The organism is Antrihabitans auranticaus, from assembly GCF_016481275.1.
Classification (GTDB): domain Bacteria; phylum Actinomycetota; class Actinomycetes; order Mycobacteriales; family Mycobacteriaceae; genus Antrihabitans.
In genome coordinates, this window is the sequence record NZ_JAEMNW010000011.1 from 90783 (window position 1) to 108310 (window position 17528).

A 17528-nucleotide genomic window follows, 5' to 3' on the forward strand; every position below is an offset into this window, starting at 1 on the left:
GGTCGAGCAGTCGCCTCAGCGAACACTCGGCCGCCGCAGCCGCAACCGGGCCGAGGACTTCCGCTGACCTGGCGCGCGCCGGATCGCGCGTCGTTCCGCGCGCCGCTCCGCAGGCTTGCGGTCCCAGCTCTCCGGTCGGGCAGCAACCCACCGCTGCGAGCGGATTGCGAACGGAATGTGCGCGAGATAGCCGGCCACAAGAATCATGAGAGCGACGAGCGGGTAGAGAACCAGTGCGGCAGCGACGACCGCGACGAGCACCAGCAGCACCACCGCGAGATGAGGCGGCACCGAGAACGACTTCATTGCGAGCGTCGGTATCCGGCTCACGATCAAGGCGGCGGAGAAGACCGTCCATCCCGCGACGAGGTAGAACTCCGACCACCAGCCCTCGCCGAACTGCTCGAGCATCGCGATCGGTACGAGGGCAATCAGCGCACCTGCCGGTGCCGGCACGCCGACGAAGTACTCGCCTGCGTAACTCGGCCGGGTGTCGTCGTCGATGAGCGTGTTGAAACGGGCAAGGCGCAGAACGATGCTGACCGCGAACACCAGCGCAATGATCCAGCCCGCGTTGTTTCCTTGCAGCAGAACCAGATACAGCATCAGAGCGGGCGCGACGCCGAACGAGATCGCATCGGAGAGCGAGTCGAGTTCGGCGCCCATTTTGCTTGTCGCATCGAGCAGTCGGGCGATGCGGCCGTCGAGTGTGTCGAGAACCGCGCCTGCACCGATCATCGCGAGCGCGATCTTGTATTCATGGTCGAGCGTGAACTTCACGGCCGACAGCCCCGCGCACAGCGCGAGGATCGTGATCGCGCTCGGCAGTAGCCGGACGGGCCGGATTCGCCGAGCGCCGCGTGCGCTCGATGCCGCCTGGCTCGTCACGGTTCGAGTGCGTGCTTGGCTGCCGACAGCTCGGCGAGCACAGTTTCCGCACCGACGGCCCGCTGGCCGACCTCGACGAGCAGCTCGGTTCCCGCGGGGAAGTACGTGTCGACCCGCGAACCGAAGCGGATGAGGCCGTAGGTCTCCCCGATTCGAACGGTGTCACCGACACCCGGCTCACAGATGATCCGGCGGGCGATCAGACCGGCGATCTGGACAACGGCAACTTCTTGACCGTCCGCGGTCTCGATCAGCATGCTGTTGCGTTCGTTCTGCTCACTGGCCTCGGCGAGGTCCGCGGAGAGGAACTTGCCCGGCTGGTGGACAACCGTTCGCACGACGCCGCCGACCGGACTCCGCTGCACATGCACGTCCAGGACGGACAGGAAGATGCTGACGCGGGGACGCGGTGCGTCGCCGAGGCCGAGCTCTGCAGGCGGGGTCGCCGAATCGACCAGGGCAACTGTTCCGTCGGCGGGCGCAACGACGGCGCCGGGACGTTCGGGCGTCACACGGCTCGGGTGCCGGAAGAACGCGGCGCACGCTGCGGCAGAAACGATTCCGGCGCGGCGGAGCCACGGGCGCTTGCGGCCGAGCACTGCAATAGCAAGGGGGCCGGCAACAAACGGCAGCCCGGCGGGGTGCAGCGGGGGAACCGCGGCCCGAACCAGGTCGACGATGTGGCCGGGTCCTGTCTGCGGGGGTGTGCCGGGGGGCATCGGTCGGCGTGCCAAGAGAGGGTCCTCAAACTTTCTGATCGGGGTGCTCGCTCGCATTGCAGGAATGCGAACGGGCCGCTCACACCTTACGTGAGCGGCTCGCCGATTTTGATCGTCTGCCCAGAGATCAGGACCGAACGCTCTTCTTCGTGACCAAGTTATAGATGAGCAACAGGATCACTGCGCCGACGATCGCGCCGAGGAAAGCGTGGTTCACCGGTGGCGTGATGTCGAACTTGTGCGGCGAGAACACGAGGCTACCGAGCGTTCCACCGACGAACCCGCCGACGACGCCGAGGACGATCGTCCCGATCCAGCCGAAGTTCTCTTTGCCTGGAACGAGCAGTCTCGCAACGGCACCAGCGAGAAGCCCGATGATGAGTGTCGAAATAAGTCCCCACATGGGAGGGTCCTTTCGTGTGCGAGCGCATCTGTAACGCCCAGTGCGCGTAACGGTAAGCGACTGATACCGCAAACGAAGCAACATCTCGATGGTATTTCGGTTTCGATTTGCTACGCCTGCTGACGGCGACTACCCGGAGCAAACGTCCGGTAAACGTTGTCTGCGTACGTCAGGTCGGCGCAGAGGTGCGTCCGTTGTATAGCGTCCAGTAGAATATGAGGAGCCCTCACTTTTTGCCCGGAAATGTGGCCAACGGCGGCCGCGACCTTTAGGAGATGTCCATGCCCGCACAGATTGCATCGAGTAGCGGTGCCGCCAACACGGCGATTCTGGGTCTCGGCGTGTATCGCCCATCGCGGATCGTGACCAACGACGAGGTAGCAGGACCGATCGAATCGAGCGACGAGTGGATCCAGACGCGGTCCGGCATCAAGACCCGCCGGTTCTGCGGGCCGGATGAAACCGTGCTCACCATGGCGATCGACGCATCGCGCAGCGCAATCGAGTCTGCGGGTATCGCGGTAGATCAGGTCGACTGCGTCATCGTCGCAACGTCCACCTGGCTGCTCCTGACTCCCGCCGCGGCGCCGCAGGTTGCCAGCGGACTCGGTATGAAAGCGACAGCGGGATTCGACATTTCCGCAGGTTGCGCCGGTTTCTGTCACGCACTCGGCCTCGCATCGGACATGGTCAAGGGCGGCACCGCCCGCCACGTCCTCGTCATCGGTGTGGAGAAGCTCACCGACACCCTCGACTTCACGGACCGGTCCACGGCGTTCCTTTTCGGTGACGGCGCCGGCGCCGTTGTCGTCGGAGCGTCGGAGGAGAACGGCATCGGACCGACAGTCTGGGGTTCGGAAGGCGAAAGCTGGAAGGCGATCCGCCAGACCAAGGACTGGATGGAGTTCTTCAACGAAATCGACGACCAGGGCACCGACGCCGTGCGCCCGTATCTGACGATGGAGGGCACGACTGTCTTCCGCTGGGCCGCGCACTCGCTGGAGAAGGTCTGTCGCGAAGCGCTCGACCGCGCCGGTGTCACGACCGAAGATTTGGACGCACTGGTCCCGCATCAGGCGAACGGCCGCATTATCGAGGTCATGTCGCGCGTCCTGAAATTGCCGGACACCTGCGCCGTTGCCAACGATATCGTCGAAACCGGCAACACCTCAGCTGCCTCGATCCCGCTCGCGATGGAAACGATGCTCCGCCGCGGTGAGGCGAAAAAGGGCGACACCGCTCTCCTCATCGCCTTCGGCGCGGGCTTGTCCTACGCATCCCAGGTCGTCACGATGCCTGGGTTGCCCGTCTAGCTCGACCTCACCGCCCGTACTTCTGCCGCACCCCGACTCGGGAGTCGCACCCGTTTTCGTGCCATAAATTCGGTGCGACTCCCCAACCGGGGTGCGGCGGAGGGGGCGGGGCGGTCCGGATCGTCAGAAAGACGTCACAGACTCGATGGGTTTTCGGTCATAGGCTGAGGCCATGGTGTTCTCGTGATTACCCGGCGGGTGTTCATGGCGACGGCGGCGCTCGGAGCGGCAGCAGTTGGTGCTGTGGCCTGCGGAACCAGCGCATACGACCAGACCGCGCGGGCGGCGCCGCAGGCAGGAGATTTCCCGTTCGAGTTGACCGACGCGCAATGGCGGGAGCGGTTGACCGCTGAGCAGTTCAACGTCCTGCGGAATGCCGGCACCGAACGCCCGTTCTCGAGTTCGCTGAACGACGAGCACCGCGGCGGGACTTTTTCATGCGCCGGCTGTGACCGGAAATTGTTCGACGCCGCAACCAAGTTCGACAGCGGCACGGGCTGGCCGAGCTTCTACCAGCCACTCGCCGGAGCGGTCGGTGAAGAGGTCGACAACTCGTACGGCACTCGGACCGAGGTGCACTGCGCCAACTGCGGCGGACATCTCGGTCACGTCTTCGACGACGGTCCACCTCCGACCGGGCTGCGCTACTGCATGAACGGTGTTGCGCTGAAGTTCGAAGCAGCGCAATAGAACTGATCGACGAGAGGCTAGCGATGGCGATGCGTAGGGTACTTGGATCGGTGATCGGCGCGTTGCTGGTCTGTGCTGCGGCAACCGCGTGCGGATCCGACGTGTCGACGGTTTCCGGGCACACGACATCGCCGGGGGAGGTCGTTCCGGCGCCCGCGGTCGACCCGCAAGTGGGGGACGCTCGATCCGCGAAGGTGGTCCTTGCGGGCGGTTGCTTCTGGGGCGTCGAAGGGGTGTACCAACACGTCGACGGAGTGCTCAGCGCGGTGTCCGGCTATTCCGGTGGCACGGCGGACACAGCAGACTACGGGACTGTCAGCAGCGGCTCGTCGGGCCACGCGGAAGTTGTCGAGGTCACGTTCGATCCGAGCGTGGTGAGCTACGGCAGGATTCTGCAGATCTTCTTCACCGTCGTCGCTGATCCGACGACCCTGAACGCGCAGGGCCCCGATCGTGGGACGCAGTATCGAACCGAAATCTTCGCGACCACACCCGAGCAGGCCGACGTCGCCAACGCCTACATTGCCCAGCTGGACGAGGCGAAGGCGTTCTCCGCGCCGATCGTGACGACGGTGAGCGCGCTCGACACTTTCTATCCTGCCGAGGATTATCACCAGGACTACATGGCAACGCATCCGGACAACCCGTACATCGCAGCAAACGATGCGCCGAAAGTCGATGCGCTGCAGCGGTTGTTCCCGGCTGAGTACCGATCGACGACCTAGCGCGGGGTCACCCGTAGGACCTTGTCGTCGGAGCCGTTGTCGGTAGTGACCAACAACGAACCGTCCGGTTGCGCCGCGACGGTGCGAAGGCGGCCGTAGGTGCCGTCGAGTTCTACCGGCGAGACCTCGTCGACGACCGACCGACCGTCGTCGGCGAGCCGAATGAGCAGCAGCTCTTGGCCTTTGAGCACGCCGACGGCCAAGCTGCCATCCCATTCGCGCCACGATTCGCCGGACGTGAAAGTGCCGCTTGCCGTAGCGATCGTCGGGGTGCCCGAACTCCATACCGCGGGGATCGCTCCGGGCACCCGCTCGGTGTCGGTCATCGGAACCGATTCGTCGTATCGGCTCGGGTCGCGATCAGGCTTCCAGCCGTAGTTGCCGCCCGCCTGCAGCAGGTTCACCTCGTCGTCTCGCGAACTTCCCTGCTCGACCGCGTAGACGCGGCCGGTTTCGGGCTGCAATGCAAGGCCCTGCACGTTGCGATGTCCGAGCGTGTAGACGGGACTGTCCGCGAACGGATTCCCGGCGGCGGGCTGCCCGGTTGTCGCATCGACGCGCAAGACCTTTCCGCCCAGTGACTGCAGGTCCTGCGGAATCGACGGACGTGCCGAATCACCGACGCTGACGAGCACGGTACCGTCTTGTTGGGGCAGGATGCGGCATCCGCCGTGGCGCCCGGAATTGATGGGAAAGCCGCTGATCAACGTTCCGGTGCGTGTGAGTTCGGTCCAGTTCGCGTCGACAGTCCAGGTCTGCACGCGAACGTCTTTCTGATCCCCGCTCTGAAAACCTTGACAGGTGAAGACCTTTCGGCTTTCGGTGAAGTCGCTCGCCAAGGCGATAGCCATCAGCCCCGTCTCGCCCGAGGCGAAGAGGTCGCCGAGGTCGGCACGCACTTCTGCCGGCTGACCGCCCGGCCGCAAAGCGACGAATCGTCCCTTGCGTTCGCCCGTCAGAATTGTCCCGTCCGGCGCCGTTGCCACGTCCCACGGATGTTCGAGTCCGGTCAGCACCGTCGTGACGTCCAGCGCCGGGAAGTCGGGCGGCGGAGGTGTCGAGGGGCGGGGTGTCGCGGCAGAACTACACGCGGCCAGCACCGCGAACAGTGCAAGGCCGTTGCCGACGGCGCCTAGTCGAGCGCCCACTTGACCGTTACCTGGAAGCCGACTGTCTGCTGACCCGGTTCCAGTGCGTAGGAGGCTTGTGAGTCGGCGCGAAGTTCGGGCTGTGGCGCTGTCCCGCTGCTGGACTCGCTGATCGTGATCACACTGCCGAGCGAAAGGTCCGAAAGGTCGGCGTACTGCTCGGCCCGGGCTTTCGCATCGTTGAACGCACGCTCGCGAGCCTGGCTGAGCAGGGCGGAGTTGTCGTCGATCGCGAAGGACACTCCGCCGAGTCGCGCGCTGTTGCCGCCTGCCTGAACAGCCTTGTCGAGGACGTCGGACGCCTTCGAGAGGTCGCGGACCACGATCTTTACCGAGTTGGACGCGCGATATCCGGTGATCGTGCTCGCACCCCCGTCGGGGCCGGGACTGCCGTACTCCGGCTGGATCGAGACGTTCTCGGTACGGACGTCGTCGCTCGACACGCCGGCGGCTTTCACCGCGTCGATCATCGCCTGCGCGCGCTCGTTGGATTGGGATACCGCCGCCTCGACGTCAGGAGCAGTCACTTCGGTGCCGATCGTTGCGTTGAGGATGTCCGGCGCACCGCGGACTTCGCCGTTGCCCACCACCGTCACTTCGCCCGGTTTGCTCCCGTTGTCGGGGTCTGTGCATCCCGTCAACCCCAACGTGACGGTGGCGGCAATCGCTACCGCAGAGGTCGTGACGATCGTGCGTCGTTGCATCTCGGGCACCCTCCTGAATAGGTCTGGCCTCCCCTGACCCGTTTTCGAGTGTACGGATTGTGACGCACGTCGCTTCTCAGCCGCAGATTTCTGCTGGTGAGGAACGTTTGACAGTGTCCTTACCAAGACGGAAACCTGCCGGAAACGTCTATTCGCGACCATCGGTATGTGCCTGAGGACCATTCCGCCAAGACGAGGACCGCGTGTTCGTACTGCGGTGTCGGCTGCGGCGTGGTCGTGGAGACGAAGAGCGATCCCGCGTCGGGCAGGCAGTTGATCGCCAAGGTCTCCGGCGACAAACTTCATCCGACGAACGCGGGCCGGTTGTGCACGAAGGGCGCGACCCATGCGGACCTCATGAACGCGGGCGGCCGCATGGAAACGGCGTTCGTCCGGACACAACGCGATGCCGACCGCGTCCCGGCCCCCGTGGACACCGCCGTCAAGGAAGCGGCGACCCGGCTGCGCAAGATCCTCGACGAACACGGACCCGACGCAATCGCGCTCTATGTGTCCGGTCAGATGTCGATCGAAGCGCAGTACCTCGCGAACAAACTCGCGAAGGGCTTCCTGCGGACGATCCACATCGAGTCGAACTCTCGGCTCTGCATGGCAAGCGCGGGTACCGGTTACAAGCAATCTCTCGGCGCGGACGGTCCGCCCGGCTCGTACGCCGATTTCGACAGGGCGGATGTCTTCTTCGTCATCGGCTCGAACATGGCGGATTGTCACCCCATCCTGTTTCTCCGGATGGCGGATCGGCTCAAGCTGGGCGCCAAGCTGATAGTCGTCGATCCGCGCCGTACGACGACGGCCGAGCGCGCTGACCTGTTCCTGCAGATCAAGGCGGGCACGGACCTGGCGCTGCTCAACGGAATTCTGCATCTCCTCATCGAGAACGGTTGGATCGACCAGGAATTCATCGCCGAGCACACCGCTGGCTGGGACGCGATGCCGGCGTTCCTCGCGGACTACACGCCCGATCGGGTCGCCGAGATCACCGGTCTCGCCCCAGCCGACATTCGTACGGCTGCACAGTGGATCGGCGAATCAGGCAACTGGATGTCCTGCTGGACAATGGGTTTGAACCAGAGCACGCACGGAACATGGAACACGAACGCGATCTGCAACCTGCATCTCGCGACAGGTGCGATCTGCCGTCCCGGCAGCGGTCCGATGTCGTTGACCGGTCAGCCGAATGCCATGGGCGGCCGGGAGATGGGTTACATGGGGCCGGGATTGCCGGGCCAGCGCTCGGTCGCGTCGGACAAGGACCGCGAATTCGTCGAGCAGGCTTGGGGATTGGCAGCCGGGTCCATTCGGACCGACATCGGCCCGGGCACCGTCGAGATGTTCAGCATGCTCGCCGCCGGCGAGATCAAAGCATGCTGGATCATCTGCACGAATCCGGTTGCGACAGTGCCGAATCGAAAGACGGTAATCGCCGGACTCGAGGCTGCCGAGCTCGTCATCACGCAGGACGCCTACACGGACACGGCCACGAATGCCTACGCGGACATCATGTTGCCTGCGACCATGTGGGCCGAGTCCGATGCGGTCATGGTGAACTCCGAACGTAATCTCACCCTTCTTGCACAGGCGATCGAACCGGCAGGCGATGCACGCCCAGACTGGTTGCTGATCGCTCAGGTCGCGACCGAAATGGGCTTCGGCGACGACTTCGCATACACGAGCAGCGCGGAGATCTTCGACGAGATACGTCGCTTCGCCAACCCGAAAACGGGATACGACCTGCGTGGCATCACTTACGACAGACTGCGTGAAAATCCCGTGCAATGGCCGAGTCCGCCGGGAGACAAGGTCGATCGCCACCCGATCCGCTATCTCAACGACGGCGTCAGTCAGGACCTGTTCGTCGACGATTCGGGTTTCACGCCGCGTCTCGCGTTCGCCACACCCACGCGGCGCGCCAACTTCTTCGCGCGCCCGCACATGGAACCGTTCGAACTGCCCGACGACGAGTACCCGTGGGTGCTCAACACCGGTCGCTTGCAGCACCAGTGGCACACGATGACCAAGACCGGCAAGGTGGCGAAGCTCAACAAGCTGAATCCGGGCCCGTTCGTCGAGATCAATCCGGAGGACGCGGAGCGTCTCGGGCTCGTCGAGGGTGACGACATCGAGGTGGCGTCGCGCCGCGGTCGCGCGGTCCTGCCGGCCGTCGTCACTGATCGGGTGCAACCTGGCAGTTGCTTCGCGCCGTTCCATTGGAACGACGAACACGGCGAGTACGTGACGATCAACGCAGTGACGAGTGACGCGGTCGACGCCGAATCGCTGCAACCCGAATTCAAGGTGTGCGCAGTAACTTTGCGCCGGGTAGCGAAGATCCGCAGTGCGACGGGCGTCGACACCACGCCGCAACGCGTCCCCGTCCAAGACCCCATCGCCGCCGCGCTCGGCATCGACCTGTCGTCGCCACCTGTCCTCGCCGATGCCGAGAAGCTCTATCTCGGGGGCTTTCTCAAGGCATTGCACATCACGCCGCCCGACTCAGTGCCCGTCCTGCCCGCCGGTGCGCCTGTTTCACGTGGCACAAAGTTGTGGGTCGACGGTATGCTCGCGGGCACCTACTCACGGGTGCCGCAGTGGACCGGCAGCGTGGACCTCGCCGAACGTGTTGTGGCAGAAGATGCTCGGGAAGTCGTCGTCCTGTGGGCGTCGCAGACCGGCAATGCCGAAGAGTGCGCCAATCAGTGTGCGATAGAGCTCGAGTCCAAGGGATTTGCGCCACGACTCCTGGACATGGACACCAGCGAACTCGACGAGCTGGTCTCCGCCAGTGAGATACTTGTGATCACAAGTACATTCGGCGACGGCGGACCCCCCGACAACGGTGCCGACTTCTGGACCAGGCTCAGCGCCGCGGATGCGCCGCGCATGGCAGGCACGCGCTACGCGGTATTCGCGATGGGGGATTCGTCGTACGACGATTTCTGTGGGCACGGCCGCGCCGTCGACACTCGGTTCAGCGCTCTCGGTGCGACCCCGATTCTGCCGCGCGTCGACAGCGAGCCGGATTTCGAAGAGCCCTTCCGTGACTGGCTCGACGACGTCATGAAGGCGTTGGGGCAGACCACAACCGAACGGCCACTCACCCCTGTGCGCCGTCCGGGATCGACCGCGCTGAAACCGCTCTTCACACGGACAGCTCCGGTCCAGGCTCGACTCGCCCGCAACGAAGTGCTGACCGGTGCGGGGTCGGCCAAGGAGGTCCGGCAGTTCGGTTTCGACATCAGCGAATTCGGAGTCTCCTACGACGCCGGCGACGCACTGGGCGTCTACCCGGTGAATCACCCCGCCGCGGTGCAGGGCTGGCTGCGTTCGACCCGGCTCGACCCGGCACGATCGGTGACGGTCGGCAACGACGAAATGGCGCTCGGTGATGCGCTGCGAGAGCGATACGACATCTGCCGGATCACCCCGGATCTGTTGCGATTCATCGCCGATCGAAACTCCGACCCCCAGTTCGCGAAACTGCTCCGGCGCGACAACAAGAACGAACTGGACAAGTTCCTCTGGGGCCGGCAGGCGGTCGATCTGTTGGCCGACTACCCGATCGACGCGGACCTCGTCGAATGGCAATCGGTCCTGAAACCGCTGCAGCCGCGCCAGTATTCGATCTCGTCCAGTCCGCTGGTCAGCCCGGACGAGGTCCAGCTGACGGTGTCGGTGGTTCGCTTCGGCCGCGACGACCTCGGTGGCGTGTGCTCGACCTTCCTCGCAGATCGCGGACACGAGGGCACCGTGCCGGTCTACCTGCAGCGCGCGCCGCACTTCTGCCCGCCGATGGACCCGTCGACACCGATGATCATGATCGGCCCAGGCACCGGTATCGCACCGTTCCGCGGATTCCTGCAGGAGCGAAGGGAACTCGGCGCGAGCGGCCAGAACTGGCTGTTCTTCGGCGAGCAGCACAAGGCCACGAACTTCTACTACCGGTCCGAACTCGAAAACATGTTCCGCGACGGCTTCCTGACCAGGCTCGACCTGGCGTTCTCTCGCGACCAGCGCGAGCGAATCTACGTGCAGGACCGCATGATCGAGCACGGCGCCGAACTCTGGCGCTGGCTCGAATCGGGTGCGCACCTGTATGTGTGCGGCGACGCGGCGCGCATGGCGAAGGACGTCGACAACACCCTGCTCAAGATCGCCCAGATTCACGGCAAGATGTCGGAAGACGAAGCCCTCGCCTACAAGAAGAAGCTCACCACCGACAAGCGGTACGTGCGGGATGTGTACTGAGGCGCATCTCGGGACCTCAGCCGCACTGCATTTCGGGATCCGCACTCGAAATAGGGCCCTAATCCCAGTGCGGATCCCGAAAAGAGGTGCGACGGCGCTTCAGCCGACCGCACCCGCATGCAGAGCGGCCCGCCAACCACCGTATTCGCTGATGTCCTTGCCCTGGCGGGCGGCGGTGCCGTCGCAGCCGAAGGACGTGCGCCAGGTGCCGTCGTCGAATTCGACCGAGCCGAGTTGCATCGGGGCGGGCAATGCGGCGAGGAACTGGCCGAGCGCCGCGGGGGACAGCGTCCACAGTTCGGCAGCGAGCGACACGCCGACCTCATCTGCGGGACAACGCATTACCGCCGGCTTGGGTGGCACCGTGTCCAGGGCAGCCATGCGGTAGCTGGGTGCGGTCGACAACGGACCCGCCCAACGGGCTCCGAGTGAATTGAGCTGGTGCTCCAGCGGTTCGCCGCGAAGGTGGGCGCCGAAGACGGCGAGCTCGACCGTCGGTGCGGCCGCCAATGGCCAGGCCGGCTCGACCGGCGAACCGGTAAGGAGCGCCGCAATATCGAGTGCGACAGCGTCTTCGAATGCCCGGCCGAGTACCGTCACCCCGAATTGCGCCTCGCCTGCCATGCCTGCGGGCACCGAGACCGCGCACATGTCGAAGAGGTTGCAGAAGTTCGTGTACGTGCCCATCCGCGAGTTGACCCCGACCGGGTCGGCGGCGACTTCGGCGATCGTCGGGTGGAACGGTGCTGTGGGCACGAGCAGGCCATCGACGCCGGACAGGCTTGCCATAGCGACCCCACGTAGGCGCTCCAATTCGGCGAGGTCGGCGACGAGTCTGTGTGCGGGAATGTCTTTGGCTCCCGCGATGATTCCGCGCACTGTCGGATCCACCTTATCGGGGTGACAGTCGATGAATTCACCTACAGCCGCGTATCTTTCGGCGACGAGCCCGCCGTTGTACAGCAGTCGGGCCGCGTCGAGGAAGGGCGCCGGATCGATCTCGACGATCCACGCACCGTTGTCGATCAACCGGTCCACCGCACGACCGAATGCGGCTGTCCACGTCGCGTCGAGTTCGGGTAGCTCGCGGAACACCGCGACAGTTGGTGTGGGGGGAGCGGCGAGTCGCGCATCGGTCGGCCATGCCCGGTCCGCAGCACCGGCGGCCATCGCCGCCATGGCCTGGTTCGCAACGTCGAGCTCGCGGGCAAAGATGGTCACGCAGTCGTAGGATCTGCATGCCGGCACGACGCCCACGGTCGACACGACGCCCAGCGTCGGCTTGATCCCGACGATCCCTTGCAGGGCAGCAGGAATGCGCCCCGACCCCGCAGTGTCGGTACCGATCGCAATGTCGGCCTCGCCGGTGGCTACCGCGACCGCGGATCCGGATGACGAACCGCCCGAAATGTACTCGGGACGAAGGGAATCAGCGACGGCACCGTACGGCGACCGCGTGCCGACCAGCCCGGTTGCGAACTGGTCGAGATTGGTCTTGCCGACGACGACGGCGCCCGCGGACCGCAGCGCTGCGACTGCGTCCGCATCGACCGCCGGCTCGTACCCGAACTCCGGACACCCTGCGGTGGTAGGCATTCCGGCTACGTCGACGTTGTCCTTGACCGCGAGCCGCAGGCCCGCGAGCGGGCCGGACATCGCGGGGCCAGGATCGCCCCGGTGAATCCAGACGGCAGTATCGATGGTTCGCTCGCTCACGCCGGCACCTCCGCTACTTCGCTGGATGCAAACTCGCCGGCGTCGTGCCAGGCCTGCCGCTCGGCTGCGAAGGCGGTGGCCTGCTGTGTGCGGAAGCCCCCGATCGACGCTGCATTGTCGGCAAGGAACCGTCGGTACTGCGCGAGGGAGAACTCACCGTCGACGATCTTGACCTCACCCCGGCCCCGGGCCATGTCGGAGCGGAGGTCGAGGAGTTCCTCCGCGCTCACCGGGTACCAGGAAATGCGGTCGAAGTAGCGCAGCAGCCAGGGCGTGCCCGCTTCGAAAGGTCCCTCGGTGTGCTCGGGGGAGTGGTTCCACACTTGTGTTGTGCGGCCGACGAATTGGTAGCCGCCTGGCCCTTCCATCCCATAAATGCAGAGGTATGCGCCGCCGATGCCGACCGCGTTTTCGGGGGTCCAGGTGCGGGCCGGGTTGTACTTCGTTGTCACGAGGCGATGCCGCGGGTCGGTCGGTGTGGCCACCGGTGCGCCCAGGTAGACGTCTCCGAGTCCCAGCACGAGGTACTCGGCTTCGAAGACCGTGTCGAAAACGTCGGCGACAGTGTCGAGGCCGTTCATGCGCCGAATGAACTCGATGTTCCACGGGCACCACGGTGCGTCGGAACGGACGCCGTGCATGTACCGGATGATCGCCTCGCGGGTCGCGGGATCGTCCCAGGAAAGCGGCAGATGCACTGTTCGACTGGGGACTACGAGCTCGTCGGCCGAAGGCATGAGCGGTTGCGCCGCGCCGAGCAAGCCCATGAGTTTGCCGATGGGCATGATGTCGGGGTCGACGCGAACCTGTAGCGAGCGCACGCCGGGAGTGAGTTCGGTGATGCCTGGCACGGCTTCGGAAACCAGATGCTGATGGAGCGCGTGAACCTGTGCCCGCAAGCCCAAATCCAATGTCATCGAACCGTATTCGACGAGCACGCCGTCGTCGCCCGCGCGTCGGTAGGTCACGTCGGTGTGGTCGTCATGCTGGGTTCGGCCCAGAATCCCATCGTCACCGTCGCCGCCGGAGGAGAAAACGGCCGACAGGTTCGCTCGCCGTGCGGTCCCCAAAGCGCGGGGGGACGGCGCCCGGTCGGCGCGAATAGGCACGAACCGAACGGTGTCTCCCGGTGCCAGTTGGCCGAGTTTCCAGCGCTCGCCTGCGACAACTGTCACGGGGCAGACGAATCCGCCGAGGCTGGGGCCGTCGGGTCCGAGGAGGATCGGTGTGTCGCCGGTGAAGTCCAGAGCACCGATCGTGTAAGCCGTGTCGTGAATGTTCGACGGGTGCAGGCCTGCTTCGCCACCGTCGGTTCGTGCCCATTCCGGCTGCGGTCCGATGAGTCGGACGCCGGTGCGGTCGGAGTTGAAATGGACCTCGTAGTCGGTGCCCGTAATGGTGGCTAGGTCGCGCCGGGTGAAGAACTCCGGCGCACCGTGCGGTCCCTCGGTCACGGCGATGTGCCAGTTCCGGGTCAGAACCGGCTGTTCCTCCATCGGGACACCCGCCGAGGAGCGGTCGACTCCCACATACGGCAGCGTGAGCAGGGTATCGCCTGCCGCGAGGGTTCTGCCGTTGTGCCCGCCGAATTTGCCGAGCGTGAATGTCGAAGTGCTGCCCAAGTATTCGGGCACGTCAAGGCCGCCACCGACGAGAATGTAGGAGCGCAGGCCAGGACCGCGGACCACGCCGACATCGAGTACCGATCCGGCCGCCACCTGCAGTGTTCGCCACTGGTGCACCGGGCGCCCGTCGACCGTGACGGGTACGGGCGCACCGGTCACACAGATCGTTGCGGCGTCGGTGAACCGCAGTGCCGGACCCGCCATCGTGACCTCGATCCCGGCGGCCCCCTCAGGGTTGCCGAGGGCGCGGTTACCGAGCCGGAACGAGAGGTCGTCCATCGGGCCGGACGGCGGTACGCCGATGTGCCAGTAGCCGATTCGGCCGGGCCAATCCTGAATCGTCGTGAGCATTCCGGGCCGAACGACGTCGATCTTCGACGTCATCGCGAGATCACCATGCGCACGGGTGTCGGATCGAAGCCGTTGCATGGATTGTTGATCTGCGGGCAGTTCGACACGAGGACGAGGGTGTCCATTTCGGCCCGCAGCGATACCACTTTGCCGGGTGCCGACAGACCGTCGACGATGCCTAGCGTGCCGTCTGCTTCGACCGGAACGTTCATGTACCAGTTGATGTTCGAGACGATGTCACGCTTGCCGAGTCCCCATTTCGCCGCTGCGACGAGGAAGTTTTCGACACACGCGTGCTGGTGCTGGGTGTGGTGTCCGTAGCGCAGCGTGTTGGATTCCTTCGAGCAGGCACCGGCGATGGTGTCGTGGTTGCCGACCTCGTCGGCGACCACGGTCATCATCGGTGTGCCGTCGTCGGTCCGCAGCACGCTGCCCGCGCCGATGAAGATGTTGCGCTGGGCGGCGACGGTGGCTTGCGCGCTGTAGCGGACGGTGTGGTCGGCTACGGAGTACAGGACGCAGTCGACGGCCTGGTTGCCGTCCAGGTCGATGATGTCGAGCGTTTCACCGGCCCGGACAATCCCCGACCACGGTGCGTTGGCGGCCACGATCTCGTCGAGCACCACAGCTGTTGCGACGGCGGTCATGACGCGAAGTCTCCGTTCTGCATTGCGTTCCAAGCACTCTCGGTGTTCTGTACGGCGCGCAGGTACTCGGGCTCGGTGTTGGTGAGGGTGCCGAGTTCGTCGGCCGCGCGCCACGCCACCACATCGAGTGCAGACGTTGGGGCCGGGTCCAGCGGATGCGGGCTGTTGGTGAGCAGGATCGTCACCGGGAGGTGGATCAGCAGGTCGACATAGGAGCCGGGTTCGGCGCTTCCGGTGGGGTTCAACGTCCCGCTTCCATCGACGCGCACGCCGCGGAAGAACGAGACGGTCGGACCGATATCGCGGATTGTCAGGCCATGCTTGGCACCTCCACGGGCGAGCAGTTCGCGTCCCGCTGGTGTTGTACCGCACAAGGTGTCGTGGTGGCTCGACGTGTCGGCGACGACCGTCGCGAGCACACGACCCTGATCCGACAGGAGGGGATGGCCGGCACCGAGATAGGCCTGCCACGGGACCTTGACGGTATCGGCGACGTTCAGTCGTTCCCAGGGCGCCTCCGCCCGCAGGAGCAGAACGTGCGCGCACGCGTTGCCTGCCGTGTCCTGCAACCGGATTCGCGTGCCACGGCCGAGTACCTTCGTGGTGTAGCTGGCTGCCGGAACTTCTTCTGCCCAGACCACTTTCGCGGCGTCCACACCCGTGGGCGGCGACGGAATCGAGAAGTCGGCCACCCCCGCCTGGGCGCGCGCGTGCGAGCGCGCCCCGGCCGTCGATGCTGTCGTCATCGCTCGACACTTCCTTCACGAGTCTTTGCGCCGACCGCCTTGTAGGTGATCGCGCCGAGCGCGAGCGTCAAGAGGACGAAGAGCGGTGCGGCCCAGAGCATCCACCAGCCCTTACCTGTCGGGTCGTAGATTTCGGCGCGCGGCCACGACAGGTTGATCACCATCGCCGCGCCCCAGACGACGGCAAGGATGTTGACGGGAACGCCGAACTTGCCGAGGGAGAACAGTGTGCTTCCGTCCGCGGGTGCGTCCGACTGGTCACTCGGCCAGCCGCGCAGGCGGCGCAGCAGCAGCGGAATCGTGACCAGCAGATAAGCCAAGTACAGGGTCGTAATACACACGCTGGCAAGGGTTGTGAACAGTGCGGCGTTGCCCATGTTCACGAGCAGCAGGACGATGCCGAGAGCGCCGATGACGATTGCCGGCAGCATCGGGGTACCGAAGCGCGGGTGCACGGTTGCGAGTGCTTTCGCGAACGGTAGCTTCCCGTCGCGTGCCATCGAGAACATCAGTCGCGAACCCGCGGTTTGAACTGCCAAGGTGCACACGGTAATTGCGATGGCCACGGTCGAGAGCAGGACGGTGCCCGCGGGGCTGTCCAGCTTCGACGTGATGACGTAGCCGAGGCCGCCGGTGGCGAGGTCGCCGTCGTCGAGGCTCGGCGCAGCCATCAGGGCGCCGATGAGCATCAGGCCGCCGCCGATTGCGGAGACGGAGAGCGCAGTGAGGATCGTCCGGGGCGCAACCTTGCGCGGATTCTTGGTTTCTTCCGAAAGCTCACCGGCGGAGTCGAATCCGACCATCACGTATGCGGCCATCAAACCGGAGACGAGGAAGGCGGCGATGTAACCGCCGGGTGCTGCCTGCGAGGTGTCGAAGACCACGCCCGGTCCGCGCTCGGCGTGCGTGAAGAAGAGTCCGACAACCGCCGCCACGCCGATGATTTCGAGCGTGACGCCGATCGAGTTGATGCGCGACATCAGGTCGATGCCGATGCAGTTGATGGTCGTCGTGACGACGAGCAGGATCGAGCCGAGCAAGACGGCGTTGCCGGCGCCCGACGTCGAGGTCAGGGCGGGGTCGTCGCCGATGAACTGGAAGCCGCTCCAGATGGTCGGCAGCACCACCTGCAGGGCGATTGCCGCGGCCGCGGCGGTCACGATCTGCGCGATGATCATGAACCAGCCGGCGAACCAGCCGACCGCCTCGCCCGCCAGGCGCCGCGACCACTGGTAGATGCAGCCCGAGATCGGGTAGCGGGCAGCGAGTTCCGCAAAATTCAGCGCGACGAGGAACTGGCCTGCGAACACCAGTGGCCAGGTCCAGAAGAACGCTGCACCGCCGAAGGAGTAGCCGAACCCGAAGAACTGGAAGATAGTTGTCAGGATCGAGACGAAGGAGAAGCCCGCGGCGAAGGACGCGTAGCGGCCGAGCTTGCGGTGCAGTTGCTGCTCGTAGCCGAAGTGGGCGAGGTCGGCGCCGTCCGAACTGTCGCCGTTCGCGGCGGGCGTGTTCGTCGTGGCAGGCAAGGGGGGTGCGCTCACGGTCGTTCCTTATGTGTCGAGAGACGAGCGGTTACCTATCGCC

At 65.2% G+C, this 17528-nt stretch carries 14 protein-coding genes; 4 read left to right on the forward strand and 10 right to left on the reverse strand.

Features of this window, described 5'->3' with window-relative positions; genetic code table 11:
• Window positions 1-15 precede the first annotated feature (15 nt).
• The 3 genes from pssA to JGU72_RS28375 all read right to left on the reverse strand — a co-directional run bounded on the left by pssA (window position 16) and on the right by JGU72_RS28375 (window position 2010).
• Window positions 16-888: a CDP-diacylglycerol--serine O-phosphatidyltransferase gene (gene pssA / locus JGU72_RS28365; protein WP_199687643.1), complete on the reverse strand. Its 873-nt coding sequence runs from the start codon at window positions 886-888 to the stop codon at window positions 16-18.
• Complete coding sequence (locus tag JGU72_RS28370; RefSeq protein ID WP_199687644.1) at window positions 885-1622, reverse strand: phosphatidylserine decarboxylase; 738 nt, start codon at window positions 1620-1622, stop codon at window positions 885-887. Before JGU72_RS28370 ends, pssA begins: the two co-directional genes overlap by 4 nt.
• Window positions 1623-1734: 112 nt before the next feature.
• Window positions 1735-2010, reverse strand: a complete 276-nt coding sequence (locus JGU72_RS28375; RefSeq protein WP_199687645.1) for a GlsB/YeaQ/YmgE family stress response membrane protein — start codon at window positions 2008-2010, stop codon at window positions 1735-1737.
• 281 nt (window positions 2011-2291) lie between these two features.
• Here JGU72_RS28375 and JGU72_RS28380 point away from each other — a divergent pair, with 281 nt between their 5' ends.
• The 3 genes from JGU72_RS28380 (at window position 2292) to msrA (ending at window position 4738) form a co-directional block, all read left to right on the forward strand.
• Window positions 2292-3323, forward strand: coding sequence for a beta-ketoacyl-ACP synthase III (locus JGU72_RS28380; RefSeq protein WP_199687646.1), 1032 nt, complete (start codon window positions 2292-2294; stop codon window positions 3321-3323).
• 204 nt (window positions 3324-3527) lie between these two features.
• Window positions 3528-4013: a peptide-methionine (R)-S-oxide reductase MsrB gene (msrB, locus tag JGU72_RS28385; protein WP_199687671.1), complete on the forward strand. Its 486-nt coding sequence runs from the start codon at window positions 3528-3530 to the stop codon at window positions 4011-4013.
• Between the two features lie 29 nt (window positions 4014-4042).
• Complete coding sequence (gene msrA, locus JGU72_RS28390) at window positions 4043-4738, forward strand: peptide-methionine (S)-S-oxide reductase MsrA (protein ID WP_199687647.1); 696 nt, start codon at window positions 4043-4045, stop codon at window positions 4736-4738.
• On the opposite strand, the gene JGU72_RS28395 is transcribed toward msrA, so the two are convergent.
• Both JGU72_RS28395 and JGU72_RS28400 read right to left on the reverse strand, forming a co-directional pair.
• Window positions 4735-5886: a PQQ-dependent sugar dehydrogenase gene (locus JGU72_RS28395; RefSeq protein ID WP_199687648.1), complete on the reverse strand. Its 1152-nt coding sequence runs from the start codon at window positions 5884-5886 to the stop codon at window positions 4735-4737. The genes msrA and JGU72_RS28395 overlap by 4 nt on opposite strands.
• Window positions 5871-6599, reverse strand: coding sequence for an SIMPL domain-containing protein (locus JGU72_RS28400; RefSeq protein WP_199687649.1), 729 nt, complete (start codon window positions 6597-6599; stop codon window positions 5871-5873). The genes JGU72_RS28395 and JGU72_RS28400 overlap by 16 nt, the downstream gene beginning before the upstream one ends.
• A 159-nt stretch (window positions 6600-6758) precedes the next feature.
• On the opposite strand from JGU72_RS28400, the gene JGU72_RS28405 reads away from it, so the two are divergent.
• Window positions 6759-10856, forward strand: coding sequence for a bifunctional nitrate reductase/sulfite reductase flavoprotein subunit alpha (locus JGU72_RS28405; protein WP_199687650.1), 4098 nt, complete (start codon window positions 6759-6761; stop codon window positions 10854-10856).
• A gap of 99 nt (window positions 10857-10955) precedes the next feature.
• On the opposite strand, the gene atzF is transcribed toward JGU72_RS28405, so the two are convergent.
• From atzF to JGU72_RS28430, 5 genes are read right to left on the reverse strand one after another with little or no spacing between them, the layout of a single operon-like run.
• Window positions 10956-12512, reverse strand: a complete 1557-nt coding sequence (atzF, locus tag JGU72_RS28410; protein WP_199687672.1) for an allophanate hydrolase — start codon at window positions 12510-12512, stop codon at window positions 10956-10958.
• Between the two features lie 56 nt (window positions 12513-12568).
• A complete protein-coding gene (locus tag JGU72_RS28415) occupies window positions 12569-14581 on the reverse strand; it encodes a 5-oxoprolinase/urea amidolyase family protein (protein ID WP_199687651.1) in 2013 nt (670 codons plus the stop codon).
• Window positions 14578-15195 carry an urea amidolyase associated protein UAAP2 gene (locus JGU72_RS28420; protein ID WP_199687652.1) on the reverse strand — a complete coding sequence of 206 codons (618 nt, stop codon included), beginning with the start codon at window positions 15193-15195 and terminating at the stop codon, window positions 14578-14580. The genes JGU72_RS28415 and JGU72_RS28420 overlap by 4 nt, the downstream gene beginning before the upstream one ends.
• Entirely contained in the window at window positions 15192-15941 is a 750-nt protein-coding gene (locus JGU72_RS28425; RefSeq protein ID WP_199687653.1) for a DUF1989 domain-containing protein, read from the reverse strand. Before JGU72_RS28425 ends, JGU72_RS28420 begins: the two co-directional genes overlap by 4 nt.
• On the reverse strand, window positions 15938-17485 hold the full coding sequence (locus JGU72_RS28430) for an amino acid permease (RefSeq protein WP_199687654.1): 1548 nt from the start codon (window positions 17483-17485) through the stop codon (window positions 15938-15940). Before JGU72_RS28430 ends, JGU72_RS28425 begins: the two co-directional genes overlap by 4 nt.
• Between the last annotated feature and the right edge of the window lie 43 nt (window positions 17486-17528).